Source organism: Spirosoma fluminis (assembly GCF_054778895.1).
Window position 1 is genome coordinate 17,448 of sequence record NZ_BAAGZD010000003.1, and the last position, 24,633, is coordinate 42,080.

Consider the following 24,633-nt stretch of genomic DNA (forward strand, 5'->3'; position numbering starts at 1 on the left):
TTCTTCCGTTTACTGTCGGTGAATTACCGTAGCTGCGGCCTGGGCGCTGGCCAGAATCGTCAGATCGGCAATGGTAACGTGAGCCGGAGCGGTTACCGCATATACGATCGTATCGGCAATGTCTGTCGCCGTGAGTGGCGAAAATCCTTCATACACTTTAGCGGCCCGCGCCGTGTCGCCTTTGAACCGAACCACCGAAAACTCGGTTTCAACCGCCCCTGGCGCAATATTGGTCACTTTGATTCCATGCTGCGTAAGGTCCAGCCGCATGCCCGTGCTGAGAGCCTCCACGGCAGCTTTGCTGGCGCAGTAAACGGCTCCATTGGCGTACGTCTGCTTACCGGCAATCGAACTTAAATTGACGATGTGTCCCTGTTTCCGCTCGATCATGCCCGGAATAACAATCTTCGAGACATAAAGCAATCCCTGTACGTTCCCGTCGATCATCAGGTCCCAGTCGGCCGGATCACCATCCTGAATCGGCGACATACCGTGGGCATTGCCGGCGTTGTTGACCAGAATGTCGATGGCTTTCCACCCGTCGGGCAGCGTACTGATGGCCTGTTCTACGTCGTCCCGATTGCGAACGTCAAACCTGAGTGTCGTTACGGCCGTTTTCTGCCTTAGTTGAGCGGATAGTTCATCGAGCCGCTCCTGACGACGGCCGCAGAGGATTAAAGAATAGTTGAGCGTAGCGAAGGCTTCGGCGGTAGCCCGGCCAATACCGGATGTAGCCCCGGTAATGAGTGCAATACGAGACATAAAGAGAAGGCAGTAAAGACGATTCCGCAAAGATAAAGCGCATTTCAAGCCCTGCAATTTTATAAAATCAGCCGGTTGCAATTCATAGTTTACGGCCGGATTTGCATGCCCATACATTCAGATTTTTAGCTCTAAAAAGAGGGGCGGGCCGTTGGCTCAAAAACTGAATATAAACGCTTCATCATGCCGAGTCGACTTAACTATTCTTAGTACATCACGTTAGAAGACTTACCCTCCGAGCGGACACCAAGCCCCGGATGGAACTACTCAATGAAATGCAGATTAGCTTTAATTAGTGAGCACGCATCGCCGTTAGCGCTGGTAGGTGGAGTGGATGCGGGTGGACAAAACATTGCCGTAGCCGAATTAGCCAGCCACCTGGCAAAGCTGGGTTATGCAGTCGATGTGTTTACGCGCTGGGACGACCCCGATCAACCCGAAATCGTTTCCTGGAAAGAGAATATCCACATCGTTCATGTACAGGCTGGTCCGAAAACGTTTGTCCCGAAAGAAGAACTCCTTTGCTACATGGACGAATTTACGGAACATACGATTCAGTTCATGGAGCGGCAGACTGATCCTTATAAATTGATTCACGCTCATTTTTTCATGTCAGGTCTGGTAGCGGCCAATATCAAACGGGCGCTGTCGATTCCCTTTGCCGTAACCTTTCATGCCCTGGGCGAGGTGCGCAAACAGATTCAGGGGCAGTGTGATCAATTCCCACCCGAACGGCTCAATGTCGAGCAACGGGTTATCCAGGAAGCCGATGCGTTGATCGCCCTTTGTCCGCAGGACCACGCCGATCTGTGTCATTTTTACGAAGCGGATGCCGCCAAAATTTTCACCATTCCAAACGGCTTTAATCCTGAAGAATTCTACCCAATCGATAAACCATTAGCCCGGATCGTCCTTGGCCTTGACCCGACCGAGCCGGTTATTCTTCAACTCGGTCGGATTGTACCCCGTAAAGGCGTCGATAACGTAGTAAGGGCCTTGGGGTGTCTGCGCCGAACGTACGGCATGGTTGCCCGGCTACTGATTGTTGGGGGCGAATCGGATTTGCCCGATCCGGACCTGACGCCCGAAATCGGCCGGTTGCAACAACTGGCGGAGGACGAAGGCGTTGCTCAGTGGGTGACGTTTACGGGTCGGCGGCAGCGCGAAACCTTACGGTACTATTACAGCGCAGCGGATGTATTTGTTACTACGCCCTGGTACGAACCGTTTGGGATCACCCCTCTCGAAGCGATGGCCTGTGGAACGCCAGTGGTTGGCTCAGCAGTAGGCGGTATTAAACAGACTGTACTGGACGGCGAAACCGGGTTTCTGGTGCCTCCCAGCGATCCATCCGCGCTGGCCGCGAAGCTGGCCGCGTTATTGTACAGCAAGAAGCTTCGCAACGTAATGAGTGAGGCTTCGATCCAGCACGTTCAGGAACATTATACCTGGCTGGAGGTAGCTCACCAAACGGCCAACCTGTACGAGTTGATTTTATCAGGACAGCTAGCGCCCGGCAAGATGCAGCGTCGAACGGTATCACCAACCACCAATCCGATAACTACGCCGGCGATTGCCGCGTCAAAAAACTAATCGGGTTTCAAAAGCAACCTCCTCACCTATCGTGAACAGATCCATTGGATAACATGCGGCCGGCTATTTTTCTGGACAAAGACGGAACGCTTATTCCGGATATTCCCTACAACGCTGACCCCGGTTTGATTACGCTTTATCCCGAAACGGGCCCGGCGCTGCAACGGCTACAACGAGTGGGCTATCAACTGCTGGTGGTATCCAATCAGGCGGGGGTAGCAAAGGGGTATTTCTCGGAAGATGCGCTGGAAGCCGTTTTTAATCGACTGAATGAACTGCTCAGTCCATTCGCGGTGAAGCTGGATGGGTTTGAATACTGCCCCAATCATCCCGCCGGGACAGTTGAGGCCTACGCCATTGACTGCGATCGTCGTAAACCGAAACCGGGCATGTTATTCGATGCCGCCAGAACATACGCCATTGACCTGTCAGCCTCGTGGATGATCGGGGATATTCTGAACGATGTTGAAGCCGGCAACCGGGCGGGATGCCGTTCGATTCTGGTCGACCGTGGTCACGAAACGGAATGGCAATCCGGCCCTTACCGCACACCAACCAGCATCGTAAAAAATTTAGAAGAAGCGGCCACGGTGATTCTTGAAACGACTCCCCTCCGCCCAATAACAAGCCCACAACTGACGAGCACGTCATTGTAGGTGGTTACCTAAAAACTCAACGCTATGAATAACACGACGAACTTGGGCAAGGGCCATAACGGTCCACTGCGGATTCTTTGCGTTCGGCTCGATAACTTCGGGGATGTCCTGATGACGACACCCGCCTTCCGGGCGTTGAAACAAACCTGGTCTACCTGCCACCTTACCCTGCTGACTTCCTCAGTCGGGGCAGCCATAGCCCCGATGATCCCGGAAATCGACGACGTTATCGCGTTCGATGTACCGTGGGTTCGCGCCACGAACGAACCCGAGACGCGGTTCAATACGTCGGCGCAGGTGATGGATATGGCCCAGACGTTACGTAGCGCGGACTTCGATGCGGCCATTATTTTCACCGTCCAAAGTCAGAATCCGTTGCCAGCGGCTATGCTTTGTTACCTGGCCGGTATTCCGGACGTCCTGGGCTACTGCCGCGAGAATCCCTACCAACTGCTCACCAACTGGGTACCTGACCCCGAAGTTCTGGTCGCCACGCGCCATGAAGTTGAACGCCAGTTGGATCTGGTTGCAACGCTGGGCTGTCATACCGACGACAGGCGGCTGTCTTTACAACTACCTGATGGGGCGCGGGAACGAGCTATGCACTGGTTATACGAAGCCGGAGTCGACATGTCGCGCCCCTGGCTGGTCATGCATCCGGGGGTCAGCGAAGAAAAACGGCGCTATCCCGCCAGTGGATTCATTAAGGCAGCTCACCGGCTCGCCGACATCCACGATTACCAGATCCTGCTGACGGGTAGCTCCTCCGAATGGGCGTACGTCGATACAATCTGCCAGCAGATTGGCGAAGATGCGTTCAATCTGGCCGGTACGATGGACCTTGGTACGTTAGCGGGCCTACTGGCCGAAGCGCCGGTGCTCATTGCCAACAATACGGGTCCGGTGCACATGGCAGCAGCGCTGGGAACACCGGTCATTGTCCTGTACGCGAAAACCAACCCCCAGCATACCCCCTGGCAGGTGCCGAATCGCGTGTTGTATTTTGACGTACCAACCGAGCTTCGTTCCCGAAACGTCCTGCTGCAACAATTTCCGGAACCGGCGCAGCCAACGGCCTCACCCGATGCGGTTGTGGTGGCCGTAAAAGAATTAGCGCGCGAGCTGGTTACCGTATCCGTACAATAAGACCCTCGCCAGCAAAACTATTACGAATTCAAACGTCTCAACTAGACATAACGCATGTATACCCTTGGCATTAACGCGGCTTTCCACGACCCGGCCGCCACTCTGGTGAACGATGGTGTTGTACTGGCTGCCGCCGAAGAAGAACGCTTCACCCACATCAAGCACGGCAAACGGCCCGTTCCCTTTTCTACCTGGGAACTCCCGTATAACGCCATTGATTTCTGCCTGAAAACCGCGGGCATTACGTTGGCCGAAGTTGATCATATCACTTACTCCTTCGATCCGTATCCGCTGCTCGGTGATCGTAAAGAGTCTCTTACCGTTGAGATTCCGTTTCGTCCGGAAGGCGTACAGGCAGGCATACCTGGTTTCCAGAATCCATACGAAGGATTGTTTCTATCGTCTATTCTGAATGCACCCGGTCACCTGGTCGATGGCGTGCCGCTGCACCTGTCGAAGCGCTTCCAGGGCGTAACACTCGATCAGGTCAGGCAGCGGTGGCATTTTGTGAATCACCACCTGGCCCATGCCGCCAGTGCGTTTTTACCCAGCCCGTACCCGACTTCAGCGGTGCTGGTACTCGATGGCCGGGGCGAACAGGTGTCTACTACATACTGGTTGGGCGAGGGAAATCAGATGGAGTTACTGAGTGAGGTTGCTTTGCCGAACTCGCTGGGGCTGATGTACGAGCAGATGACTACGTATCTCGGCTTCCTTCACTCGTCTGACGAATACAAAGTGATGGCGCTGGCTTCCTTTGGCCAGCCGAAATACATCGATTATTTCCGGAGCCTGATTCAGCTCGGCGAAAACGGCCAGTACACCATCGCGCCCTTGAACCTGGAGCAACAGTTTGGTCCGGCCCGCGCAAAAGGCGGTCCGCTGGAAGCGCTTCACTTCGACATCGCCCACTCCGTTCAGTCGGTGCTGGAAGAAACGGTGCTGCAACTGCTCAACTGGCTGCACGAACGGACCGGTGCCGATAGTCTTTGCATGGCGGGTGGTGTGGCGCTCAACTGTGTGATGAACGCCCGGCTGCGTGATCGCGGTCCCTTCAAAAACATCTGGGTGCAGCCCGCAGCGGGCGATTCCGGAACGGCGCTCGGCGCGGCTATGTGGGTTGACGCCCAACAGCGTCTGAGTAACGAGCGGGTTTACGAAATGGAACACGCGTATCTGGGTCCGGCGTATACCGATGCCGAAATTGAGCGGTTTCTGCAATGGTCGAAACTCCCCTACCGAAAGCTCGACAACGTAGCGGAAGAAGTCGCCGAGTACCTGGCCGACGGCCACATTATTGGCTGGATGCAGCAAGGCATGGAATTTGGTCCACGGGCGCTGGGCGCCCGATCAATTTTAGCGCCACCGTTTCCGGCCGAAATGCAGGGTCGGCTGAACGATCTGAAAGACCGGGAAGATTTTCGGCCGGTTGCCCCTGTTGTGATGGAAGAATACGCAGCCGATTATTTTATAAACGCCCGAAAGTCGCCGTTCATGCTGTTTGTGAATGAGGTTCACGAAACCAGAAAACACGAAATTCCGGCCGTAACGCATACGGACGGAACAGCCCGCATTCAGACGGTTAACGAGAAGCAGAACGCGCCGTACTACAATCTTTTAAAAGCGTTTCATAAGCTGACCGGCGTTCCTATTCTAGTCAATACATCGTTTAATACGCAGGGCGAGCCGGTTGTTTGCAGCCCACGCGATGCCGTTGAATCGTTTTGGACATCGCCTTTAGACGCTTTGGTAATCGGTTCGTTTATGTTAGAGAAGACTGGTGCAGGCTGGTCACGGAGCAGCGAAGCCGTTTCAAAAGAGTTTCAGCCAATTTTTGGTTAAGTTTTTGCAGGATGTTGATTAGGCTAGTTCCGTAAGTATATCCGCTTACTCAAAGAATCTTAAATTTTGAACTTACAGCACTAGCCTGGTCGTTTTACGCAGCAGCGACGGCGACCCAACTAAATCCTCATTCACAAACAACCTTATGATCCCTGAATTTTCGGTCGTGATTCCAACGTATCAGCGGCCGGCTCTTTTGCTTAAATGCCTCGACGCCTTAGGGCGCCAGCGACTTCCGCGCGATCAGTTTGAGATCATTGTGGTCGACGATGGCAACTCGCCGGAAACTGAAACGGCCGTTGCGCTCTTTGCCAAACAAATTGCGCGGTCAGGTGGTCCGCTGGAAGTGCGATACCTGGGGCAGCCCCAACGGCGCGGCCCGGCCGCGGCCCGGAATCGCGGCTGGCGGGCGGCACGCGGTCATGTGGTGGCCTTTACCGACGACGACTGCTTGCCCGAACCCGAATGGCTTTTGGCGGCTCTGCCTTCGTTTAAGCGCGGTGCCCAGGTCATAACCGGTCAGTTGCGGATGCCGCTGCCCGACAATCCATCAGCCTACGACCGCACAGCGGCTTTTCTGGAAACGGCCGAGTTTATCACCGCCAACTGCTTCTGCCGCCGAACGGCTCTGGAGCGGGTTGGCGGGTTTGAAGAAGCCTTTGATATTGCCTGGCGCGAAGACAGCGACCTGCAATTCAAACTCATTCAGGCCGGTATTCCGATTGGAAGATGCCCGGAAGCGATTATTGTGCATCCGCTGCGCGAGTACCCCTGGTATGCGCCCCTGCGCGACGAACGGAAAAACAGCTATGATGCCTTGCTCTACAAACGTCACCCGCATTTGTTCCGCGAGCGTATCCCCACGTACCGGGGGCTCGTGTTGCAGTACTATATACTGGTTGCCGGTCTTTTCTTTGGCCTCATCGGACTCGTACTTGGTCAGGGAATGGTGGCATCCACGGGTTTAGGGCTGTGGACGTTGCTCACGGCTGACCTGGTGGTACGTTACCTGCCCGAAGACCGAATCACCTGGCTCGACCTGAAACGTGCCCTGCTGACGGGGCTGGCCACGCCGTTCCTGTCCGTCTATTGGCGACTGTACGGCGCGTTCAAATACAGAGTTCTGTATTGGTAACGCCGGGTAAAACGTAACGTAGTGTCGGGCCTTCTAACCCGACACTCTTTGTTTTAAGCTAGTCCGGGAGGTACGTCAATGTCCCGGATGCCCTTACAAACCTGAATCGCATGGCACTCAACAACTTTCTTTCTCACCCGCCGGAACGTATTGCGGTGTTCCGGGCGATCAAACTAGGTGATTTACTCTGCGCGGTACCAGCTTTCCGGGCGTTACGTCAGGCTTATCCCCAGGCGCACATTGCCCTGATTAGTTTGCCCTGGGCCACGGAATTCGTGGATCGATACGCCGATTATTTCGATGAGTTCATCAGCTTTCCCGGCTGGCCCGGTCTGCCCGAACAGCTGTTCGATGCGCAGCGCTCCGTCGAATTTTTGCAGCAAATGCAGGCCCGTAACTGGGATGTGGTGTTTCAGATGCAGGGCAACGGTACGTTGGTCAACGCCATGATCACGCTGTTTGGCGCGAAAGCGATAGTTGGCTACTACCCACTGCATCATCCCGAACGTTTTTTCCCAAATCCTGACCTGTTCGCACCCTATCCCGAACACGAACATGAAGTGAAGCGCTGGGTGCATCTGATGGCTTTTGCCGGTATTCCAGACCGGGGCTACGATCTGGAATTTCCGATTACCGGGCAGGATCGCGCTAAAGCCCGCCAATGTCTCAGTAATTACGTAGGCCCGCAGGATCAGTACGCCATTCTGCACGCGGGGGGCATATCGGGTCGTCGCTGGCCCGAACGTCGCTTTGCCGAGGTGGGTGATGCCTTAGCCGGGCAAGGTTATACAATCATACTGACGGGCACAGCCGGTGAGCAGCCCATTATCGACACTGTGCAGGCTCAGATGAAGCACAACGCCATCAGCCTTGCCGGGCAAACCGACCTGGGTGCGTTAGCCGCCCTGCTCGATGGTGCGGCCGTTCTGGTCAGTAACGATACGGGGGTGTCGCACGTAGCGGCCGCCTGTCATGCGCCGAGTGTGGTCATATTCACCTCCGCCAAACCCGCGGAATGGGCACCACTGGATGCGGCTACACACCGCGTCGTTCTGGAAAAAGAGGCCACGCGGGAGCGCGTCATGCAGGAGGTTAGCGATTTGTTGGCGCAACAGCCGTTATTTTCTGCGTCTAAATGACACAATGAGGAACCATTAGCGATTTGATTGTATTTTTGAAAGATGAAGGCATCTGTATTTAATCGTGCCTTTATTCCTTCATGGATTACTTGCATCAAACATTCAGCGTTCAGTTTACGTACAACGTTTTTTTCACGGAGCGCCTTTTCGATACAAACAACAGTATCCTTGCCGACTTTTTCACGCAGCAAGCCACGGAAGAGATACGCAAAAAACTTTTGATTGTCCTGGACTCGGGCGTAGTAAGTGCTCATCCTGAGCTGGAAACAGATATTAAGCTTTACTTCGCCAGGCATAGCACCCTCGTTGAACTCGTACCCCATATACTGGTCGTTCCGGGTGGCGAAGCGGCCAAAAACGATCCGGCGCTTATCGAAACGATTGTCGATGCCGTAGATCGGTATGGCATCGACCGGCATTCGTTCATCGCCGGCATTGGCGGTGGTTCGGTGCTTGATATGGTTGGGTACGCAGCCGGGATTTCTCACCGGGGCATCCGGCATATCCGGATTCCAACGACAGTGTTATCGCAGAACGATTCGGGTGTGGGCGTAAAGAATGGCGTGAACTATCGGGGTAAAAAGAACTTCCTGGGTACGTTTGTGCCACCGGTTGCCGTGTTTAACGACAGCGTATTTCTCACTACGCTCGATGAACGCGACTGGCGGGCCGGCATTTCCGAAGCCATTAAAGTAGCGCTTATCAAAGACCGGGCGTTCTTCGAGTGGATCGAAGCCAATGCCGAAGCACTGGCCGCCCGCGACATGACCGCCATGGATTACCTCGTGCATCGCTGTGCCGAAATGCACTTACAGCACATTGCGGGTGGCGATCCGTTCGAGATGGGTTCTTCCCGGCCGCTGGATTTTGGTCACTGGAGCGCTCATAAACTAGAGCAGCTCACCAATTTCGAACTGCGGCATGGCGAAGCCGTCGCGATCGGCATAGCCCTCGACACGATCTACTCGAATCAACTCGGCTGGCTAACCGACGCCGATACAAATCGGGTTTTGAATACGTTACGTACGCTCGGCTTCGCGCTGTATCAGCCTATGCTCGACGCCGACGACAGCGCAGGCATCCTGAACGGGTTAAGTGAATTCCGTGAACACCTCGGCGGGCAGCTTACCATTATGCTGCTGAACGAAATTGGCCGGGGCGTTGAAGTGCACGAAATGGACACCAGCCGCATCCGGCAGGCCATCGCGACCCTGAAAGAACAGGAGCCAACTGCCGAATCTCAACCCGCTTAACCAAACCACCAGACCTGCCCGGTTCGTTACCCGGCAGGTCTTCTTATGTGATGAAGACCTCTCTCGGACACCTCGGCTACTGCACGAACATACACCCCGGCGAAAGCTGGGCCGATCATTTTGCCGCCCTGCAGAAAGCCATTCCTGAAGTAAAAAAACGACTCTCGCCCGATGCCCCCTTCGGTATCGGGTTGCGGGTGTCGAATCAGGCGAGCGAAGAGTTGGAGCAGCCCGAAAACCTGGTGGCGTTCCAGCATTGGCTAGCCGACAACGACTGCTACGTATTCACCATGAACGGCTTCCCGTTCGGTGGCTTTCACCACACGGTTGTTAAAGACCAGGTGCATACCCCCGACTGGACTACCGAAGCCCGGGTTGACTATACCAAGCGGTTATTCCGGCTCCTGTCGATCCTGCTGCCGGTCGATGAGTTAGGCAATCCCATTCCCGGTGGCGTATCGACTTCGCCCCTTTCCTATCGACACTGGTTCGAGTGGGATCAACCTGCTGCCCGCGATTATATCTATTCGCAGACCACCCAGAACGTACTGGAAGTTGTTGCCGAGTTGATCCGGCTTCGGCAGCAAACCGACCGGCTGATGCACCTCGACCTGGAACCGGAGCCCGATGGCGTGATCGAAACCGCCGATGAGTTCATCGCCTGGTTCACGGATTATCTGCTGCCGATGGGCATTGAGCAGTTAACGGAGCAGTTTGGCTTAACCGACGATGCCGCCGAAACCGCCATCTGCGAGCACGTCAGACTCTGTTACGATGTCTGCCATTTCGCGGTGGGTTACGAGCAACCGGCCGATGTGCTGGCCAAGCTCAAAAATTATGGCTTGCGGGTAGGTAAAGTGCAGATCAGTGCTGCTTTGAAAGCTGAGTTCCCGGAGGATGCGGAAGCTCGCGAGGCTGTCCGGCAGGCGTTTGAGCGGTTTAACGAGCCAACCTATCTGCATCAGGTTGTCGCCCGGACGAAGTCAGGCGAGTTGCTGCGTTTTCCGGACTTACCCGAAGCCCTGGCCGCTTTCAACGAAGCCCATGTCGAGTGGCGTGCCCATTTCCACGTACCGCTTTTCGTCAAGGACTACGGCGTATTGCAGTCAACCCAGGACGACATCGTAGAGGTGTTACGGTTGCAGGCCGATCGGGCGTTCACGAACCAGTTTGAGGCCGAAACCTATACCTGGGACGTACTGCCGGAGGGGCTGAAAGCCGATCTGGTTGATTCGATCGAACGGGAAGTCAAGTGGGTAATGAATCATGTTTAATAAATGAAGAACAGGGTGTACCGGACAGCGAAATCACTCTGAGTTCTGTTTCGTTGTCTGGTAGACGATATTCATTGATCTATGCAAAAGACCGTAGTACTCGACGTAGTGGGCCTTTCGTATTCGCTGATCGGCGAGCATACGCCCTTTCTCAAACAGTGGTTTGCCAATAAGCATCAGGCGACCATTGACCCTATGCTGCCCGCCGTGACAACGTCTGTTCAGTCGACCTACGTAACCGGAAAATGGCCGAGCGAACATGGTATTGTTGGTAATGGCTGGTACGACCGCACCGACTCCGAAGTGAAGTTCTGGAAGCAGTCCAATAAATTGGTGACAGCCGAAAAGATCTGGGAACGCGCGAAAAAGATCGATCCCAACTTCACCGTCTCGAAAATGTTCTGGTGGTACAACATGTATTCCACCGCGGATTTTTCGGCCACTCCCCGCCCGCAGTATCCATCCGACGGAATGAAGATTGCCGATTGCTACACGCATCCCGGCGACCTGCGCGATAAACTGCAAAACGAGTTGGGTACGTTCCCCTTATTCCAGTTCTGGGGCCCTTCTACAACCATCAAAAGCAGCCGCTGGATTGCCGACGCGTCCCTGCTGGTCGACAAGTGGCATGACCCAACGCTGACTTTAATCTACCTGCCTCACCTGGATTACTGCCTCCAGAAATTCGGCCAGGACTTTACCAAAATCGCCAATGATCTGCGCGAGATTGACGACGTTTGCCGGGATCTGATTCAACACTACGAAAAGCAGAATGCCGAGGTAATCGTCCTTTCCGAGTACGGCATCACGAATGTCAGCAAACCGATTCACATCAACCGGATGCTGCGCGAGGCTGGTCTGATACGTTACCGCGAAGAACGGGGTCTGGAAGTATTCGACGCGGGCGCTTCACCCGCTTTTGCTACGCCCGACCACCAGATTGCCCATGTGTACATCAACGACCCCTCCGTATACGGCACCGTTCGCTCCATGCTGGAGAAAACGCCGGGTATTGAGTTAGTGCTCGACAAGGAGCAGCAGAAGCAATACCACATAGATCACGAGCGCTCCGGCGACTTTGTTGTCATGGCCGATGCGGATAGCTGGTTTACGTATTACTACTGGCTCGACGATGCCCGCGCTCCGGACTATGCCCGTTTGGTGGCCATTCACCAAAAGCCGGGTTATGACCCCGTTGAGATGTTCATGGATCAGACCAATCCGCTGATCAAGCTCAAAGCCGGGTATAAACTCGGCCGGAAACTGCTCGGCTTCCGTTACCTGATGAACGTAATTTCGCTCGACGCAACACTCGTTAAGGGCTCCCACGGGCGGATCGGTACCGCTCGCGAACATCATCCGGTATTTGTGAGTAGCCGCAACGTCGGTCCGTCTTTATCAGCTACCGCAGTGTATGATCAGATCTGGGAGATGATTTCGGCGGGTGTACCTGCGTAATTGCTGACTGATACTCATTAAATTGGGCGTAGAAACGCGGGGTAACAAATCAGTCTCCTTGCCGGTTATTGACAACGAACAACTTCATCATGAAAGCTCTTGTCGTTCTCCTGCTTCTGTTCGGCTCAGCCTGCACATCGAGTCGCCCTCCGGCGGTAAATGCTCCGGCCGATGGCGCTGAGTACTATCAGCCGAATCAAACGACATACGCGCTCCGGCCCCGAATTTATCCTGACCCGCACGGTGGCCTGGGCCATTCGCAGGACCCCGACATTCGCGTAACGGATATTCGGCTGACGGCTAGTTATACAGTACTGTACATGACGTTTGGCAAGGACCCGAACGAACGAAATAACAATTACTTTGGGGCCAGCAGCATTTCGTTCAATCCGAAAGCGGTACTGGCGTCGTCGGACGGGAAAAAGACGTATGCCTTACTGAAAACCGAAGGTATTCCCATGTCGCCCCAAACGCGGGAAATCAAGAATGATGAGAAAGTACCTTTCGTGCTCTATTTCGAGCGGCTCGACAAAGGCGTAGAGTCGTTTGACCTGTTTGAGTGCAAAAGCGACAACCAAAGCTCCTGTTTCAACGTAGCGGGCATGGGCATACACAACCCAATCGAGTCCGCCGAGCAAACGCATCCTCCGAAATAGCACTCCGGTACGTATCATCACGCACGAGCCAGCATATACCCGTTTGTATGCTGGCTCGTCTCGTTAATACGACTTCAGAAAAAGTATCGCGGTTTGCCAGCGTTTCTAGCCATTGCTTCGTCCTGGTGAACAAAGACCTTTAACCGGTATTTAACCCGTCGTGTTTAGCCCGGAAGAAACCGCTATTCAACAGCAGATGTTAACGGCAGATTTCGGGCATGATTCAACCTCGTATCAAACACTGGCTCGTAACTTCTCCCAATGGCCCGACGCGGTTGTTGTGTGCGACCTGACCACGAGCATGTATCCTTATACGACACAACTGTTTGCGTGGTTACGTAAAACGCCGTAAATCCGTCGATTAAGGGCTTTGTATTTTTTACCGACTGCGACAGCCTTGGTCAACAAACCCGTCCGGACGGCCCTCCGGGACAAATGTTTGTTAGCCGTGACTGGGACGCTATCAAAGCACTTCCGTTGATGCTCAGAGCCGCTCGAAACACGATTCAGAACGATGATGAGGCTGAAAATGACGTAGAAGCTTTGCTGTACGCACAGAAAACGTTCCCCAGGGCGAAGCATCTGATTCTGATTGCAGATAACATCAGCACAGTTAAAGACATGCGCCTGCTCAGCAACGTAACGGCACCGGTTCATGTCGTGCTCTGTGGAACTACCGGAAGTACGACGGAACTGCCATTTCAGAACGATTATTTCGCTATTGCCAGCCAAACAAAAGGTAGCTTGCATACGCTGGCAGACGATTTTAAACCCAGCGAATTATCGAGTAAATCCGTGATTCGGGTTGGTTCGCACTACTACCGCTACAACAGCCGAAAAAAGCAGTTTAAGCTGACCCGGTTTACGTATCGCCCGACGCGGTTTCTGGGCCTTTTCTGGTGGTAACGCCACGTTCCTGGTTTAACGGCTGCCGGAAACGTCCGGCTTTTTTTCGGTCAGCAACACACCGAAAGCGCCAGTCAGACGTTAAAAAAAGAGTGTTAGTACGTAGTAAAAGTCTGATTATGCCGTTTCTTGGAATTAAAAAACGAAACCAACGTCTCTTTCGAATCTCGTTTCTGTCGCTTACCTGCCTAACAATCAGCCTGCTGGCCATAGCCCAGATAAATCTTAAATACCGGCTGCTGAACGGCTACACGCTGAGCACCGACGCGCCCGTCAACAAAGGCAAACCCACTCTTTTTGTGTTCGAGCAAAGCGAAACCTTAGACAAGGTATTTCAACCCGCGCACCGGGCCGACCGGCCTAATTTTACCAAAGAAATGGTGGTTGGAATTGCTTTATCACCAACCAGTACCCCTCCCAAAATTTCGGTTAGTAAAGTATTTGTGCAGGATTCCGTACTGACCGTTCGTTACGTGCGTATGGCGGATACTACGCTGATCAAGGCTCCGCTCCCGACGAAAGTCCAGCCTACTTTGTTAGTGGCCATTCCGAAGCAGCGTGTTCTGAAAACCCGACTCATTGAGAATGGGAAAGTCATCCAAACCCTTCAGAAACGCGAGGCTGAGTAACGAATCGTGAATTGGTAAGATTGAAAAAGCGAACCGCAATGGTTCGCTTTTTTGTTGGGCCAGGACAGGAGTTCCCGAACAGGGTCCGCAGTTTCGGACCCTGCGTCCGGGACAATTCCGTATCTTTGCACTTATTTTCAATCGTTTCGGCGTACCGACCTTGCCAGGCGTGAACTATCAGCAATACGAATCCCTCGATTACGCACAGATCGCGGCCGAGGTGTTAACTTACTGGAACCAGAATCAGGTTTTTGAGCAGTCCGTCGCCATCCGCGAGGGGCAGCCAACATTTACGTTCTACGAAGGCCCCCCTTCGGCCAACGGAGCGCCCGGTATTCACCACGTGATGGCCCGGACGATAAAGGATATTTTCTGCCGATACAAAACGTTACGTGGCTTTCAGGTCGAACGTAAGGGCGGCTGGGACACCCACGGCCTGCCTATCGAGTTGCAGGTCGAGAAAGAACTCGGCATCACCAAAGACGACATTGGCAAATCCATCAGCGTAGAGGATTACAACCGCAAATGCCGCGAAACGGTGATGCGGTTTACGGACCAGTGGAATACCCTGACCCAGCAAATGGGCTATTGGGTAGACCTGGAGAATCCGTACGTTACGTATAAAAACGAGTACATCGAATCGATCTGGTATCTGCTCAAGCGGTTATACGAGAAGAATCTGCTGTACAAAGGCTACACCATTCAGCCGTATTCACCCAAGGCAGGAACGGGCCTCAGTTCGCACGAGCTGAATATGCCCGGTACGTACAAGGACGTTCGCGACACGACCATTGTCGCGCAGTTCAAGGTCAAACCAACCGGCAAGTCGGCCTTCTTATTCTACGACTCTGCCGATGAGGACATCCATATCCTGGCCTGGACGACTACCCCCTGGACGCTACCCGCTAACTCAGCGTTGACGGTAGGGAAAGATATCGACTACGTCCTGATCAAAACGTTCAACGCTTATACCTTCGAGCCGATTAATGTCGTGCTGGCCAAAGCGTTGGTTAGCCGATGGTTCAACGAAAAAGGGCGGGTTGGATCATCCAAAGATCCGGCTTTCGATGCGTACCTGCCCAATGATAAAGTCATTCCCTGGACCACTCTATCATCGTTCAAAGGCGAACATCTGGAAGGTGTTGAGTACGAACAACTGATGCCGTATATTCAGCCGGATCAACCGGCTTTTCGGGTGATTCTGGGCGACTTTGTAACCACCGAAGACGGTACGGGCGTCGTGCATACCTCGCCTACTTTTGGAGTCGACGACTTCCGGGTTGCGCAGGCGGCTGGCATTCCGGCCATCATGGTGAAAGATGAAATCGGTAAAGAGGTCCCGATTGTGGATCGTCAGGGCCGATTTGTGGCCGAAGTCACTGACTTCGCCGGGCGTTACGTTAAAGAAGAATATTATTCCGATGAAGAGCGTGCCGATCCGGAGTTCAAGCCGACGGACGTACTGATCGCCATCCAGCTGAAAGAAGAGAACAAGGCGTTCCGCGTTGAGAAATACGAGCACCCGTACCCGCACTGCTGGCGGACCGATAAGCCTATATTGTATTACCCGCTCGATAGCTGGTTCATCCGCACGACGGCGGTAAAAGACCGGCTGGTGGAACTGAACAAGACCATCAACTGGCAGCCCGAGAGCACCGGTACGGGTCGCTTCGGCAACTGGCTTGAAAACCTTGTTGACTGGAACCTGTCACGCAGCCGCTACTGGGGCACGCCCCTGCCGATCTGGCGGAGCGAAACCGGCGAAGAGGTGTGCGTTGGCTCGGTAGACGAACTGGTTGAAAAGAGCGAAAGCGCGAATGAGCGAATGAGTGAATGGGTCGCTCAGGGCAAAGCTGAATTCCAGGCACACATCGATAAGAACACCGCCTTCCTCTCGGCTTACAAAGCCGGTACGTATGATCTACACCGGCCCTACTCCGACGAGATCTATTTCGTATCAGAGTCGGGCAACCTGATGCAGCGTGAGCCGGACTTGATCGACGTTTGGTTTGATTCGGGCGCGATGCCGTACGCACAGTGGCATTACCCCTTCGAGAATAACGATGTATTTGATAAAGCTTTCCCGGCCGATTTCATTTCGGAAGGGGTTGACCAAACGCGCGGCTGGTTCTTTACGCTCCACGCCATTGCCGGTATGCTGTTTGATTCGGTGGCGTTCAAGAACGTAGTATCCACGGGTCTGGTGCTGGACAAAAACGGCAATAAAATGTCGAAACGGCTCGGTAACGCCGTTAATCCGTTCGAGACACTGGAAAAATACGGAGCTGATGCTACGCGCTGGTACATGATCACCAACGCTGAGCCCTGGGATAACCTGAAGTTCAACGTCGACGGCATTGGCGAGGTACAGCGGAAGTTGTTCGGTACGTTGTCGAACACCTATAACTTCTTTGCGCTCTACGCCAATCTCGATCAATTCTCGTTTGCCGGACGTACCATCCCCGTTGCCGAGCGCCCTGAGCTGGATCGTTGGATTCTGTCGAAGCTGCAATCGCTGATTCTGGAAGTTGGCCAGCAGTTCGACAGTTATAACCCAACCAAGGCCGGGCGTGCGGTGCAGGATTTTGTCAACGACCAGCTCTCGAACTGGTACGTCCGCTTAGCCCGTCGGCGCTTCTGGGCGGGCGCGTCAGACCCTTCGGTCGCGTCCGACGGCGGGATGACCACCGACAAGCAGGCGGCTTACGAAACACTGCACGAATGTTTGACGACCGTGTCGCAGTTGATGTCGCCCATTGCGCCGTTCTACGCCGACTGGTTGTATCGTAATCTGGTGGAAGGCGCTACGTCGGTGCACCTGACGGATTTTCCAGCGGCCGACCAATCCATTATTGATTCCGAACTGGAGCAGTCGATGGAGCTGGCACAGCGGGTGTCGTCGCTGGTGCACTCACTCCGTAAAGGCCACAAGCTGAAAGTACGCCAGCCGCTGAGCCGGGTGCTGGTTCCGGTGCTTAACCCAGATATGCGTCGGCAGATTGAGCACGTTACGGCCCTGATTATGTCAGAGGTCAACGTCAAAGCTGTTGAATTCGTCGATGATGCGTCGGGTATTCTGAAAAAGAAAGTAAAGCCAAATTTCAAAGCGCTCGGCCCTCGATTCGGTAAACAGATGAAAGACGTAGCGGCTGCCATAACGGCCTTGACCGACGAGCAGTTGAAGCAACTCGAAGCGGCTGGACGTTTGCAGCTTGGCGACTACAGCTTACAGCTTTCTGACGTTGAAATTCTGACCGAGGATATTCCCGGCTGGCTGGTAGCCAGCGAAGGCGGGTTGACCGTTGCCCTCGATATAACGGTAACTGACGAACTCCGCCGGGAAGGGATCGCCCGCGACTTCGTGAACCGGATTCAGAATCTGCGCAAAGACCGGGACTTCAACGTAACGGATAAAATCACGATTGCGCTTGAACGTAACAATGAAATACTGGCAACTGCCATCGAAACGAACAGCCCATACATTCAGCAGGAGGTTCAGGCTATAGCGTTGAACCTGGTCAATGATTTGAACGGCGAGGCTGTCGAAATTGAGATGGATGAGTTCCTGTTGCGAGTAAAAGTGGCCGTAGCAAACTAAGGTTTCAGCACACTTAAATAGCTTATAAAACTGTTGTTAAAAAACGCCGATCGGATATATCCGATCGGCGTTTTGTTTTTACTTCCTAATTAATGACAACAAATCAATAGAAATTACTTCAGTAGTATTCATAAACAATCATAAAAAACGCATTTGTATACCTTTTCTTGCAATGGCATGAATGTTGTAAATGATCTTATTCAAAATGGCCCTATACGTCATCGATCTGATGAGGGTTATGCCTTTTTAAAGCTCGTTTTAACCAGGGCATCTATTAGGCGTCTAGGTCAGCCGTTCTTCAGTCTATCTCAAACCGATTTGTCAGCTTATGAACTGGCAAGTCTAAACCTACTCACAACGTTGATCGACTATTTACGTACTGTCTTACATTCGTTTACCAATAACTACCAGGCCATTATGTGGCGGCTGCGCGAGTGTCCGCTCAATGATGAGCAGCTTGGCTTAGCCCTGGGGGTTAGTGGTAACGCCATTCGGAACCGACGCGCCAAGCCAGATCTCTGGAAGTTGTCGGATGTAGAGCGACTGGCCGCCCATTTCTCACTGCCGGCAACCGCCTGCGTACTGCTGAGTAAGGCTCTGCACGAGCTGCCTGGTTGTTTAAAAGCGCTGCCGGCCGATGAACGCCGAAAAAACGAGCGAGCGTTATTACTCAAGGTCAGCCAATTAGAGTCGTACAACCAGACCGACTGGCCCGTCAGGCAACTGTTACGTATGCACCGCGCCTTGATGGACGCCCAGCGGTGATCAGGTAATTGAGCGAAATGATTCCTCGATACAATTATTCGTATCGAGGAATGTATTTTTACGGTGACAAACCTGCGTCCTATGAAACCGTATCTTTACTGTCTGCTCAGTTACTTCGTTTTTTTCAGTTCGATCTCACACGGCCAGGCTCCCAAAATCACGCGGGGGCCTTATTTGCAGGTCGTAACACCAACGTCGGTTATTGTTCGCTGGCGCACCGATCAACCAACTGACAGCCGCGTTACGTACGGCACTCAATCCGGGCAATTTACGCAGCAGGCTACTCTGACCCAGTCGACCACGGAGCACCAGGTTACGCTAACGGGTCTTCAACCGGCGACTACGTATTATTACAGCATTGGCTCTACCGCAGCGGTACTGGCCAGCGATGCAACCCAGTACGTACGAACAGCGCCCGCTACGGGCAGCACAACCCCACTCCGCATCTGGGCATTAGGCGATTTTGGCGACGGCAGTGCCAACGCCCGCAACGTATACCAGGCGTATCGAAATGCGACGGCTGCTCATCCGGCCGATCTGTGGCTCTGGCTCGGCGACAACGCCTATTGCTGCGGCACCGACGATCAGTTTCAGCAGTACGTGTTCAATGTATACGGGCCGACGCTCCGCAATCTGCCCATCTTCATGACGCCGGGGAACCATGATTACGCCGACAACAGCAACAACTTCGATATTGCGTATTACAAACTGTTTTCCATGCCGACGAAGGGCGAAGCGGGCGGTGTTGCCTCGGGTTCGCAATCCTATTTTTCGGCCGATTACGGCAATGTGCACCTGGTTTCGCTCGATTCGCAGGGCAACGAGGCCGGGCAATATCGGCTATACGATACAACTGGAACGCAGGTGCAGTGGCTCAAACGCGACCTGGCCGCCAATAAACTGCCCTGGACAATCGTCATCTTTCATCACCCACCTTACAGCAAAGGGGGCCATAATTCCGATACCGAGGAGTCGATGCGGCTCATCCGACAAAATCTGACCCCTATTCTGGAGCGGTACAACGTTGATTTGGTCCTGAATGGCCACAGCCACAATTATGAGCGCTATTACCGACTCAACGGGCAAACGGGTTTAGCCAATACGTTCGATAAAACCAAACACGTAACCGAAAATACGACGGCCCGTTACGACGGTTCGCCGGGTTCCTGCCCAATTCTGACCAAGGGACAGGGCACCGTATACGTTGTGAACGGATCGGGTGGTGCCCTGGGGGGACTGTCGCCGGACTATCCTCACCCCGCCATGGTGGTGGGCTACACGCCCACTGGCGGGTCTATGCTGCTGGACGTACTGGATAACCGCCTGGATGCCCAGTTCATAGCCGCCGACGGGTCGGTTCAGGACCGGTTCACCATGATGAAGAATGTCAACAAAACGACCACCCTCACCACCGAATTTGCCGATACGCTCCAGCTGACGGCCTCCTGGCCTACCGGTCCCGATTCGCCGGGTGGGTATAGCTGGACAACCGGATCGACGAACCGAAGCATCCGCTACGTAGGAGCGCTGCCGGGTAAGTTTACAATCAACGTAGCGGACACGCGGCAATGCCTGACCGACCAGTTCGTGGTGACGGTACAGCAACAGCCGAAAATAACCGCTCTGGCCCCGGCCTCCGCCTGCGCGGGCAGTACAATCGCCGTCACGGCCACGCCCGAAAACACCACAAAAGCCACCGGTTGGCAATATGATGTGCTGCTATCGGATGCCTCGGGCAATTTCTCGAAAGAACAGATCATTGGCTCGGGAGCGCTCAACGCCTTGAACGCCACGCTTCCCACTGCGCTGGCGCCGGGAACCGGCTACCGGTTACGCGTTCGGCCGCGCGGCATTGCCTACGCCGAGCTTGTGTCGAGTGGCCAGTTCGTAGTGAGTTCAGCCCCCACCGCCACGCTGAGTGGCTCGACCACCGTTCTACAGGGGCAACCTGCTTCGCTCACGCTTAGCTTTACGGGGGAAGGTCCCTGGCGGGGTACGTTATCGGACGGAACCGCCTTTTCAGCCGTGACAAGCGTGGCTACGTTCACCGTTTCGCCCAGCCAGTCGACTACGCTCGGTGTTACCAGCCTGGAGGGAAGCTGCGGAAAAGGTACGGGTACCGGACTGGCAGCCGTAACCGTGTTGCTTCCCACCGAGACCGAAACGTTCGCCGGTGGCCAGTTGCGGATCTACCCCAACCCTACCCACGAGACTGTGCGCGTAGACATCTCGCTAACGCAGAAAAAAGAGGTTACGCTGGCACTTCAGGATGCACAGGGCCGACAGGTGTTTCACAAGTTTGTTGGTGCGGTATTGTCTGTAACCGAATCGATTGTTATGCCTGCCCCTGCCGGTACGTACCTGCTGCGAATACAGATCGGCTCCGAAACGCTGACCCGCAAAGTGGTGCACCAGTAACTTTCGTTGGTTTGAATTGGCGGACTCTTCCTAATCTTCTTCGGTCCTTTCGTATAATTGCAGAATCTTTTGATTTCAATTCCTGAATCTGCCGCATGGCTGTTCCTACCCTTTCCTCAAAATCAGAAACTCAAGCGGCCAGTATATTCGGCCTGCCCGTGATTGTGGCCGCACTGGGTTACTTCGTTGACATTTACGATCTGCTGCTGTTCGGCATCGTTCGCGTACCGAGTTTAAAGGACCTCGGTCTTACTCCCGACGAGATTTCGACCGTTGGGGCCAGCATTCTGAACTGGCAGATGGGCGGTCTGCTGCTGGGTGGTATTCTGTGGGGCGTTCTAGGCGATAAGCGCGGGCGGCTCTCGGTGTTGTTCGGCAGTATCATTACGTATTCAGTGGCCAATATCGCCTGTGGCTTTATCAAAGACGTTACGTTCATGTCGCCCACTACGTACTACGCGCTGATGCGGTTTGTGGCGGGTATTGGCCTGGCAGGTGAGCTGGGAGCGGGCATTACGCTGGTCAGTGAAATTCTGCCGAAGGAAAAACGGGCTATTGGCACTTCACTCGTGGCGGGTATCGGCCTTTTTGGCGCTGTAGTGGCGTATTTCACGGTAAAACTATTTGATTGGCAAACGGCTTTCTTTGTTGGTGGCGGACTCGGTTTCGGTCTGTTACTGCTGCGGGTCGGCGTCGTTGAATCCGGCATGTTTAAAGATATTACGGAACAAAAACATGTCAGTCGGGGTGATTTCCTGTCGTTTTTTACGAATGCCGACCGGTTTACCCGTTACCTCAAATGCATTGGTATTGGCCTGCCCACCTGGTTTGTGATTGGTATTCTGGCGACGTTCAGCAACGAGTTCGGCAAAGCCCTGGGTGTAACCGAAGAGATTCAGCCGGGGCTGGCTATTATGTGGTGTTACGTTGGGTTAGCGGTCGGGGATCTGGCTAGTGGGTTTATCAGTCAGGCGATGGCCTCCCGCAAGAAAGCGGTGGCACTACTGATGGCCATCGCACTTGTGTTCGGCCTTGTTTATCTGTACGTCGGCATTACAAGTGCAGCGGTGCTGTACGGCCTCTGTCTGGCGATGGGCTTCGGCATTGGTTACTGGGCCATGTTTGTTACGATCGGGGCCGAACAGTTTGGTACGAACCTGCGGGCTACGGCGGCTACTACCGTTCCGAATATGGTGCGGGGTACCGTTATTCTGATGACCAGCCTGTACGGGTACCTGAAGCCGTCGCTCGACATCATCAACGCTGGAGCCGTCGTGGGCCTCATCAGTTTCATTATTGGCTTTTACTCCATCCTGACCATTTCGGAAACCCACGGTAAGGATTTGAACTACCTGGAAGAGTAGAGGAATCAGGAAATAGAGTAACGGGAGGAGACAGCTTAGAGGGTCTCTCCTCTTTTACGTTTGCTCATTTCGTTTACCATGCTTCCATTTCGCTCGTTTCTGCCGCTATTCCCTCCGCCCATGCAAACCCTTTCCTCTACCCCAACCCGCGTTTCATATCGTCCGTTGCTGGCCCTGCCCGTGATCGTATCGGCCTTAGGCTTTTTTGTCGATGTGTACGATATGCTCATTTTCAGCATTGTGCGCGTGCCGAGTCTACAGTCGCTGGGGTTGTCGGAGGCTGATGTATCGAAGGCAGGTACGTTTATTCTGAACTTTCAGCAGGCGGGGTTAGTGCTGGGCGGTATTCTGTGGGGCGCCCTGGGCGATAAACGCGGCCGTATGTCGGTGCTGTTTGGCAGTATCCTCACCTACTCGCTGACCAACATCGCCTGCGGATTTGTCCAGGATGTGAATACGTATGCCTTTCTTCGGTTTGTGGCAGGTATTGGCCTGTCGGGTGAGATCGGCGCAGCGATGGTGCTGGTTTCGGAAATCTTACCGAAAGAGATCCGTAGCTACGGCTCATCGCTTGTGGCCGGTATTGGTTATCTGGGGGCGGGTGTCGCCTACCTGACGGTCGAATATTTCAACTGGCGAACGGCATTCTGGGTCGGTGGCGGCATGGGTCTGGCCCTGCTCCTGCTGCGGGTCAGCGTGTTTGAGTCGGGTGTTTTCAACCGTATGAAAGCCCAGCACGAGGGCGTCAGCAGGGGTAATTTCTTCCATTTTTTCAGTAGCTGGCCCCAGGCCATTAAATACCTTCGCTGCGTAGCCGTCGGCATTCCGACCTGGTTTATTGTAGGTATTCTGGCTACGTTCGCCAATGAGTTCGGCCAGGCCCTGGGTATTGCCGAAGTAGTGAAACCGGGGCGCTGCGTGATGCTGATCTACGTTGGGTTAGCCGGGGGCGATCTGCTGAGCGGCCCCTTAAGCCAGTGGCTGCAGTCGCGGCTAAAAGCCATCACTGGCCTGCTGCTGTTCAGTATGCTCCTGAGTAGCATCTATCTGTTCGGCGGACTCAAAACCGCCAGCGGCATTTATACTGTGTGTTTACTGGCGGGTTTCTGTACCGGCTATATCGCCATGTACCTGACGATGGTGGCCGAGCTGTACGGCACTAATCTGCGCAACACGGCCACTACGTCGGCCCCGAGTCTGGTTCGGGGTACGCTGATTCCGATGACCCTCTTCTTCCAGGCCCTGAAGCCTTCGGTCGGTGCCCTGGTGGCGGCTGGCATCCTGGGCGTTGTCGTTTATGGGCTGGCCTTCTGGTCGCTCAGCCGAATGGAAGAGACATTCGGGAAGAATTTAGACTTCGTGGAATAAGGCCCGACCGTTTATCATTTACTTAAACCGTTTCTCCCGAAGGCCAGCGCCTGAGGGGCGTTTCCGCATCATTGGGTTGACAATAAAGGTTCCACTTAATTCTTCAACTCAATGAAAACGTTCCTTAAACTCACGCTCGGCCTGGCCTTGCTGGCCGCTACTGTATCGGTTTCCTCACCGAGTATGGCACAGGATGACTTAACCTCTAAAAAAGCGTTTACCGCGGTCATGTTCCCGGCGGCCGATGCCTCGAAGCTCTGGCTGCATCTGGAAAAATACAAAGCCGACGAAACGATTAACCTTGAGTTGATGGACGCGAAAGGAAAGGTGCTGTACCGGGAAAAACTGCCTAAGAAAGGCGGCAAAACCAACTGTTTCCGGCAGCAGTTCGACATGAGCCAGATTGTCGACGGCAGGTACACCTTTCGGGTTTCGGCCGGTGCGCAATCGCAGGAGATGACCTTTAAACTGACGACCCCCACCCTGACCGAGCAGCTCCCCATTCGCCTGATCTCAATGAACTAATCACGAACCCAATCAATCCACTACCTCACCTGCGAATCAGCACGAAGTCCGACTTCGTGCTTTTTTCATTAAAAAACCGCTTTATACGCACAGAACGCAAATGATTTTAAAGGAAATAAAGCCTATTTCAAGAATTAATTGCTTTT

General features: G+C 53.9%; 20 protein-coding genes. 19 read left to right on the forward strand and 1 reads right to left on the reverse strand.

The window, feature by feature from the left end:
- Positions 1-9: 9 nt before the first annotated feature.
- Positions 10-762 (reverse strand): SDR family NAD(P)-dependent oxidoreductase, encoded by a 753-nt coding sequence (locus ACYVBJ_RS02120; RefSeq protein WP_460980655.1) that lies wholly within the window; start codon positions 760-762, stop codon positions 10-12.
- Positions 763-1,032: 270 nt separating this feature from the next.
- Here ACYVBJ_RS02120 and ACYVBJ_RS02125 point away from each other — a divergent pair, with 270 nt between their 5' ends.
- The 19 genes from ACYVBJ_RS02125 (at position 1,033) to ACYVBJ_RS02215 (ending at position 24,487) form a co-directional block, all read left to right on the forward strand.
- Positions 1,033-2,355: a glycosyltransferase family 4 protein gene (locus tag ACYVBJ_RS02125; RefSeq protein WP_460980656.1), complete on the forward strand. Its 1,323-nt coding sequence runs from the start codon at positions 1,033-1,035 to the stop codon at positions 2,353-2,355.
- 53 nt (positions 2,356-2,408) lie between these two features.
- A complete protein-coding gene (locus ACYVBJ_RS02130; RefSeq protein ID WP_460980657.1) occupies positions 2,409-3,011 on the forward strand; it encodes a D-glycero-alpha-D-manno-heptose-1,7-bisphosphate 7-phosphatase in 603 nt (200 codons plus the stop codon).
- Positions 3,012-3,035: 24 nt separating this feature from the next.
- Positions 3,036-4,157 (forward strand): glycosyltransferase family 9 protein, encoded by a 1,122-nt coding sequence (locus tag ACYVBJ_RS02135; protein WP_460980658.1) that lies wholly within the window; start codon positions 3,036-3,038, stop codon positions 4,155-4,157.
- A 54-nt stretch (positions 4,158-4,211) separates the two neighbouring features.
- Positions 4,212-5,999: a carbamoyltransferase family protein gene (locus tag ACYVBJ_RS02140; protein WP_460980659.1), complete on the forward strand. Its 1,788-nt coding sequence runs from the start codon at positions 4,212-4,214 to the stop codon at positions 5,997-5,999.
- Between the two features lie 145 nt (positions 6,000-6,144).
- Positions 6,145-7,134: a glycosyltransferase family 2 protein gene (locus tag ACYVBJ_RS02145; RefSeq protein ID WP_460980660.1), complete on the forward strand. Its 990-nt coding sequence runs from the start codon at positions 6,145-6,147 to the stop codon at positions 7,132-7,134.
- A 110-nt stretch (positions 7,135-7,244) separates the two neighbouring features.
- Positions 7,245-8,273 (forward strand): glycosyltransferase family 9 protein, encoded by a 1,029-nt coding sequence (locus ACYVBJ_RS02150; RefSeq protein ID WP_460980661.1) that lies wholly within the window; start codon positions 7,245-7,247, stop codon positions 8,271-8,273.
- Positions 8,274-8,353: 80 nt separating this feature from the next.
- Positions 8,354-9,526, forward strand: coding sequence for a 3-dehydroquinate synthase (locus ACYVBJ_RS02155; protein ID WP_460980662.1), 1,173 nt, complete (start codon positions 8,354-8,356; stop codon positions 9,524-9,526).
- A gap of 50 nt (positions 9,527-9,576) precedes the next feature.
- Positions 9,577-10,800 carry a metabolite traffic protein EboE gene (gene eboE / locus ACYVBJ_RS02160; RefSeq protein WP_460980663.1) on the forward strand — a complete coding sequence of 408 codons (1,224 nt, stop codon included), beginning with the start codon at positions 9,577-9,579 and terminating at the stop codon, positions 10,798-10,800.
- Between the two features lie 81 nt (positions 10,801-10,881).
- Complete coding sequence (locus ACYVBJ_RS02165) at positions 10,882-12,258, forward strand: alkaline phosphatase family protein (RefSeq protein WP_460980664.1); 1,377 nt, start codon at positions 10,882-10,884, stop codon at positions 12,256-12,258.
- 89 nt (positions 12,259-12,347) lie between these two features.
- Positions 12,348-12,914 carry a hypothetical protein gene (locus tag ACYVBJ_RS02170; protein ID WP_460980665.1) on the forward strand — a complete coding sequence of 189 codons (567 nt, stop codon included), beginning with the start codon at positions 12,348-12,350 and terminating at the stop codon, positions 12,912-12,914.
- A 196-nt stretch (positions 12,915-13,110) separates the two neighbouring features.
- Positions 13,111-13,266 (forward strand): hypothetical protein, encoded by a 156-nt coding sequence (locus ACYVBJ_RS02175; RefSeq protein ID WP_460980666.1) that lies wholly within the window; start codon positions 13,111-13,113, stop codon positions 13,264-13,266.
- Between the two features lie 83 nt (positions 13,267-13,349).
- The gene (locus ACYVBJ_RS02180; RefSeq protein ID WP_460980667.1) at positions 13,350-13,820 is read left to right on the forward strand and encodes a hypothetical protein; all 471 of its coding nucleotides are present in this window, start codon (positions 13,350-13,352) and stop codon (positions 13,818-13,820) included.
- A gap of 119 nt (positions 13,821-13,939) precedes the next feature.
- A complete protein-coding gene (locus ACYVBJ_RS02185; protein WP_460980668.1) occupies positions 13,940-14,449 on the forward strand; it encodes a hypothetical protein in 510 nt (169 codons plus the stop codon).
- A 160-nt stretch (positions 14,450-14,609) separates the two neighbouring features.
- The gene (ileS, locus tag ACYVBJ_RS02190; RefSeq protein WP_460980669.1) at positions 14,610-18,047 is read left to right on the forward strand and encodes an isoleucine--tRNA ligase; all 3,438 of its coding nucleotides are present in this window, start codon (positions 14,610-14,612) and stop codon (positions 18,045-18,047) included.
- A 360-nt stretch (positions 18,048-18,407) separates the two neighbouring features.
- On the forward strand, positions 18,408-18,812 hold the full coding sequence (locus ACYVBJ_RS02195) for a hypothetical protein (RefSeq protein WP_460980670.1): 405 nt from the start codon (positions 18,408-18,410) through the stop codon (positions 18,810-18,812).
- An 81-nt stretch (positions 18,813-18,893) separates the two neighbouring features.
- Positions 18,894-21,230, forward strand: coding sequence for a metallophosphoesterase (locus tag ACYVBJ_RS02200; protein WP_460980671.1), 2,337 nt, complete (start codon positions 18,894-18,896; stop codon positions 21,228-21,230).
- 95 nt (positions 21,231-21,325) lie between these two features.
- Positions 21,326-22,594 carry an MFS transporter gene (locus ACYVBJ_RS02205; protein WP_460980672.1) on the forward strand — a complete coding sequence of 423 codons (1,269 nt, stop codon included), beginning with the start codon at positions 21,326-21,328 and terminating at the stop codon, positions 22,592-22,594.
- A 120-nt stretch (positions 22,595-22,714) separates the two neighbouring features.
- Entirely contained in the window at positions 22,715-23,962 is a 1,248-nt protein-coding gene (locus tag ACYVBJ_RS02210) for an MFS transporter (RefSeq protein WP_460980673.1), read from the forward strand.
- Between the two features lie 111 nt (positions 23,963-24,073).
- Positions 24,074-24,487 (forward strand): hypothetical protein, encoded by a 414-nt coding sequence (locus ACYVBJ_RS02215; RefSeq protein WP_460980674.1) that lies wholly within the window; start codon positions 24,074-24,076, stop codon positions 24,485-24,487.
- The last annotated feature ends 146 nt before the right edge of the window (positions 24,488-24,633 follow it).

Coding starts and splice junctions, on each gene's coding strand:
- ACYVBJ_RS02145 (WP_460980660.1), top strand. CDS start 6,145: ATGATCCCTGAATTTTCGGTCGTGATTCCAACGTATCAGCGGCCGGCT.
- ACYVBJ_RS02185 (WP_460980668.1), top strand. CDS start 13,940: ATGCCGTTTCTTGGAATTAAAAAACGAAACCAACGTCTCTTTCGAATC.
- ACYVBJ_RS02165 (WP_460980664.1), top strand. CDS start 10,882: ATGCAAAAGACCGTAGTACTCGACGTAGTGGGCCTTTCGTATTCGCTG.
- ACYVBJ_RS02125 (WP_460980656.1), top strand. CDS start 1,033: ATGAAATGCAGATTAGCTTTAATTAGTGAGCACGCATCGCCGTTAGCG.
- ACYVBJ_RS02200 (WP_460980671.1), top strand. CDS start 18,894: ATGAAACCGTATCTTTACTGTCTGCTCAGTTACTTCGTTTTTTTCAGT.
- ACYVBJ_RS02175 (WP_460980666.1), top strand. CDS start 13,111: ATGTTAACGGCAGATTTCGGGCATGATTCAACCTCGTATCAAACACTG.
- ACYVBJ_RS02140 (WP_460980659.1), top strand. CDS start 4,212: ATGTATACCCTTGGCATTAACGCGGCTTTCCACGACCCGGCCGCCACT.
- ACYVBJ_RS02210 (WP_460980673.1), top strand. CDS start 22,715: ATGCAAACCCTTTCCTCTACCCCAACCCGCGTTTCATATCGTCCGTTG.
- ACYVBJ_RS02135 (WP_460980658.1), top strand. CDS start 3,036: ATGAATAACACGACGAACTTGGGCAAGGGCCATAACGGTCCACTGCGG.
- ACYVBJ_RS02180 (WP_460980667.1), top strand. CDS start 13,350: ATGTTTGTTAGCCGTGACTGGGACGCTATCAAAGCACTTCCGTTGATG.
- eboE (WP_460980663.1), top strand. CDS start 9,577: ATGAAGACCTCTCTCGGACACCTCGGCTACTGCACGAACATACACCCC.
- ACYVBJ_RS02215 (WP_460980674.1), top strand. CDS start 24,074: ATGAAAACGTTCCTTAAACTCACGCTCGGCCTGGCCTTGCTGGCCGCT.
- ACYVBJ_RS02150 (WP_460980661.1), top strand. CDS start 7,245: ATGGCACTCAACAACTTTCTTTCTCACCCGCCGGAACGTATTGCGGTG.
- ACYVBJ_RS02170 (WP_460980665.1), top strand. CDS start 12,348: ATGAAAGCTCTTGTCGTTCTCCTGCTTCTGTTCGGCTCAGCCTGCACA.
- ACYVBJ_RS02205 (WP_460980672.1), top strand. CDS start 21,326: ATGGCTGTTCCTACCCTTTCCTCAAAATCAGAAACTCAAGCGGCCAGT.
- ACYVBJ_RS02155 (WP_460980662.1), top strand. CDS start 8,354: ATGGATTACTTGCATCAAACATTCAGCGTTCAGTTTACGTACAACGTT.
- ACYVBJ_RS02120 (WP_460980655.1), bottom strand. CDS start 762: ATGTCTCGTATTGCACTCATTACCGGGGCTACATCCGGTATTGGCCGG.
- ACYVBJ_RS02130 (WP_460980657.1), top strand. CDS start 2,409: ATGCGGCCGGCTATTTTTCTGGACAAAGACGGAACGCTTATTCCGGAT.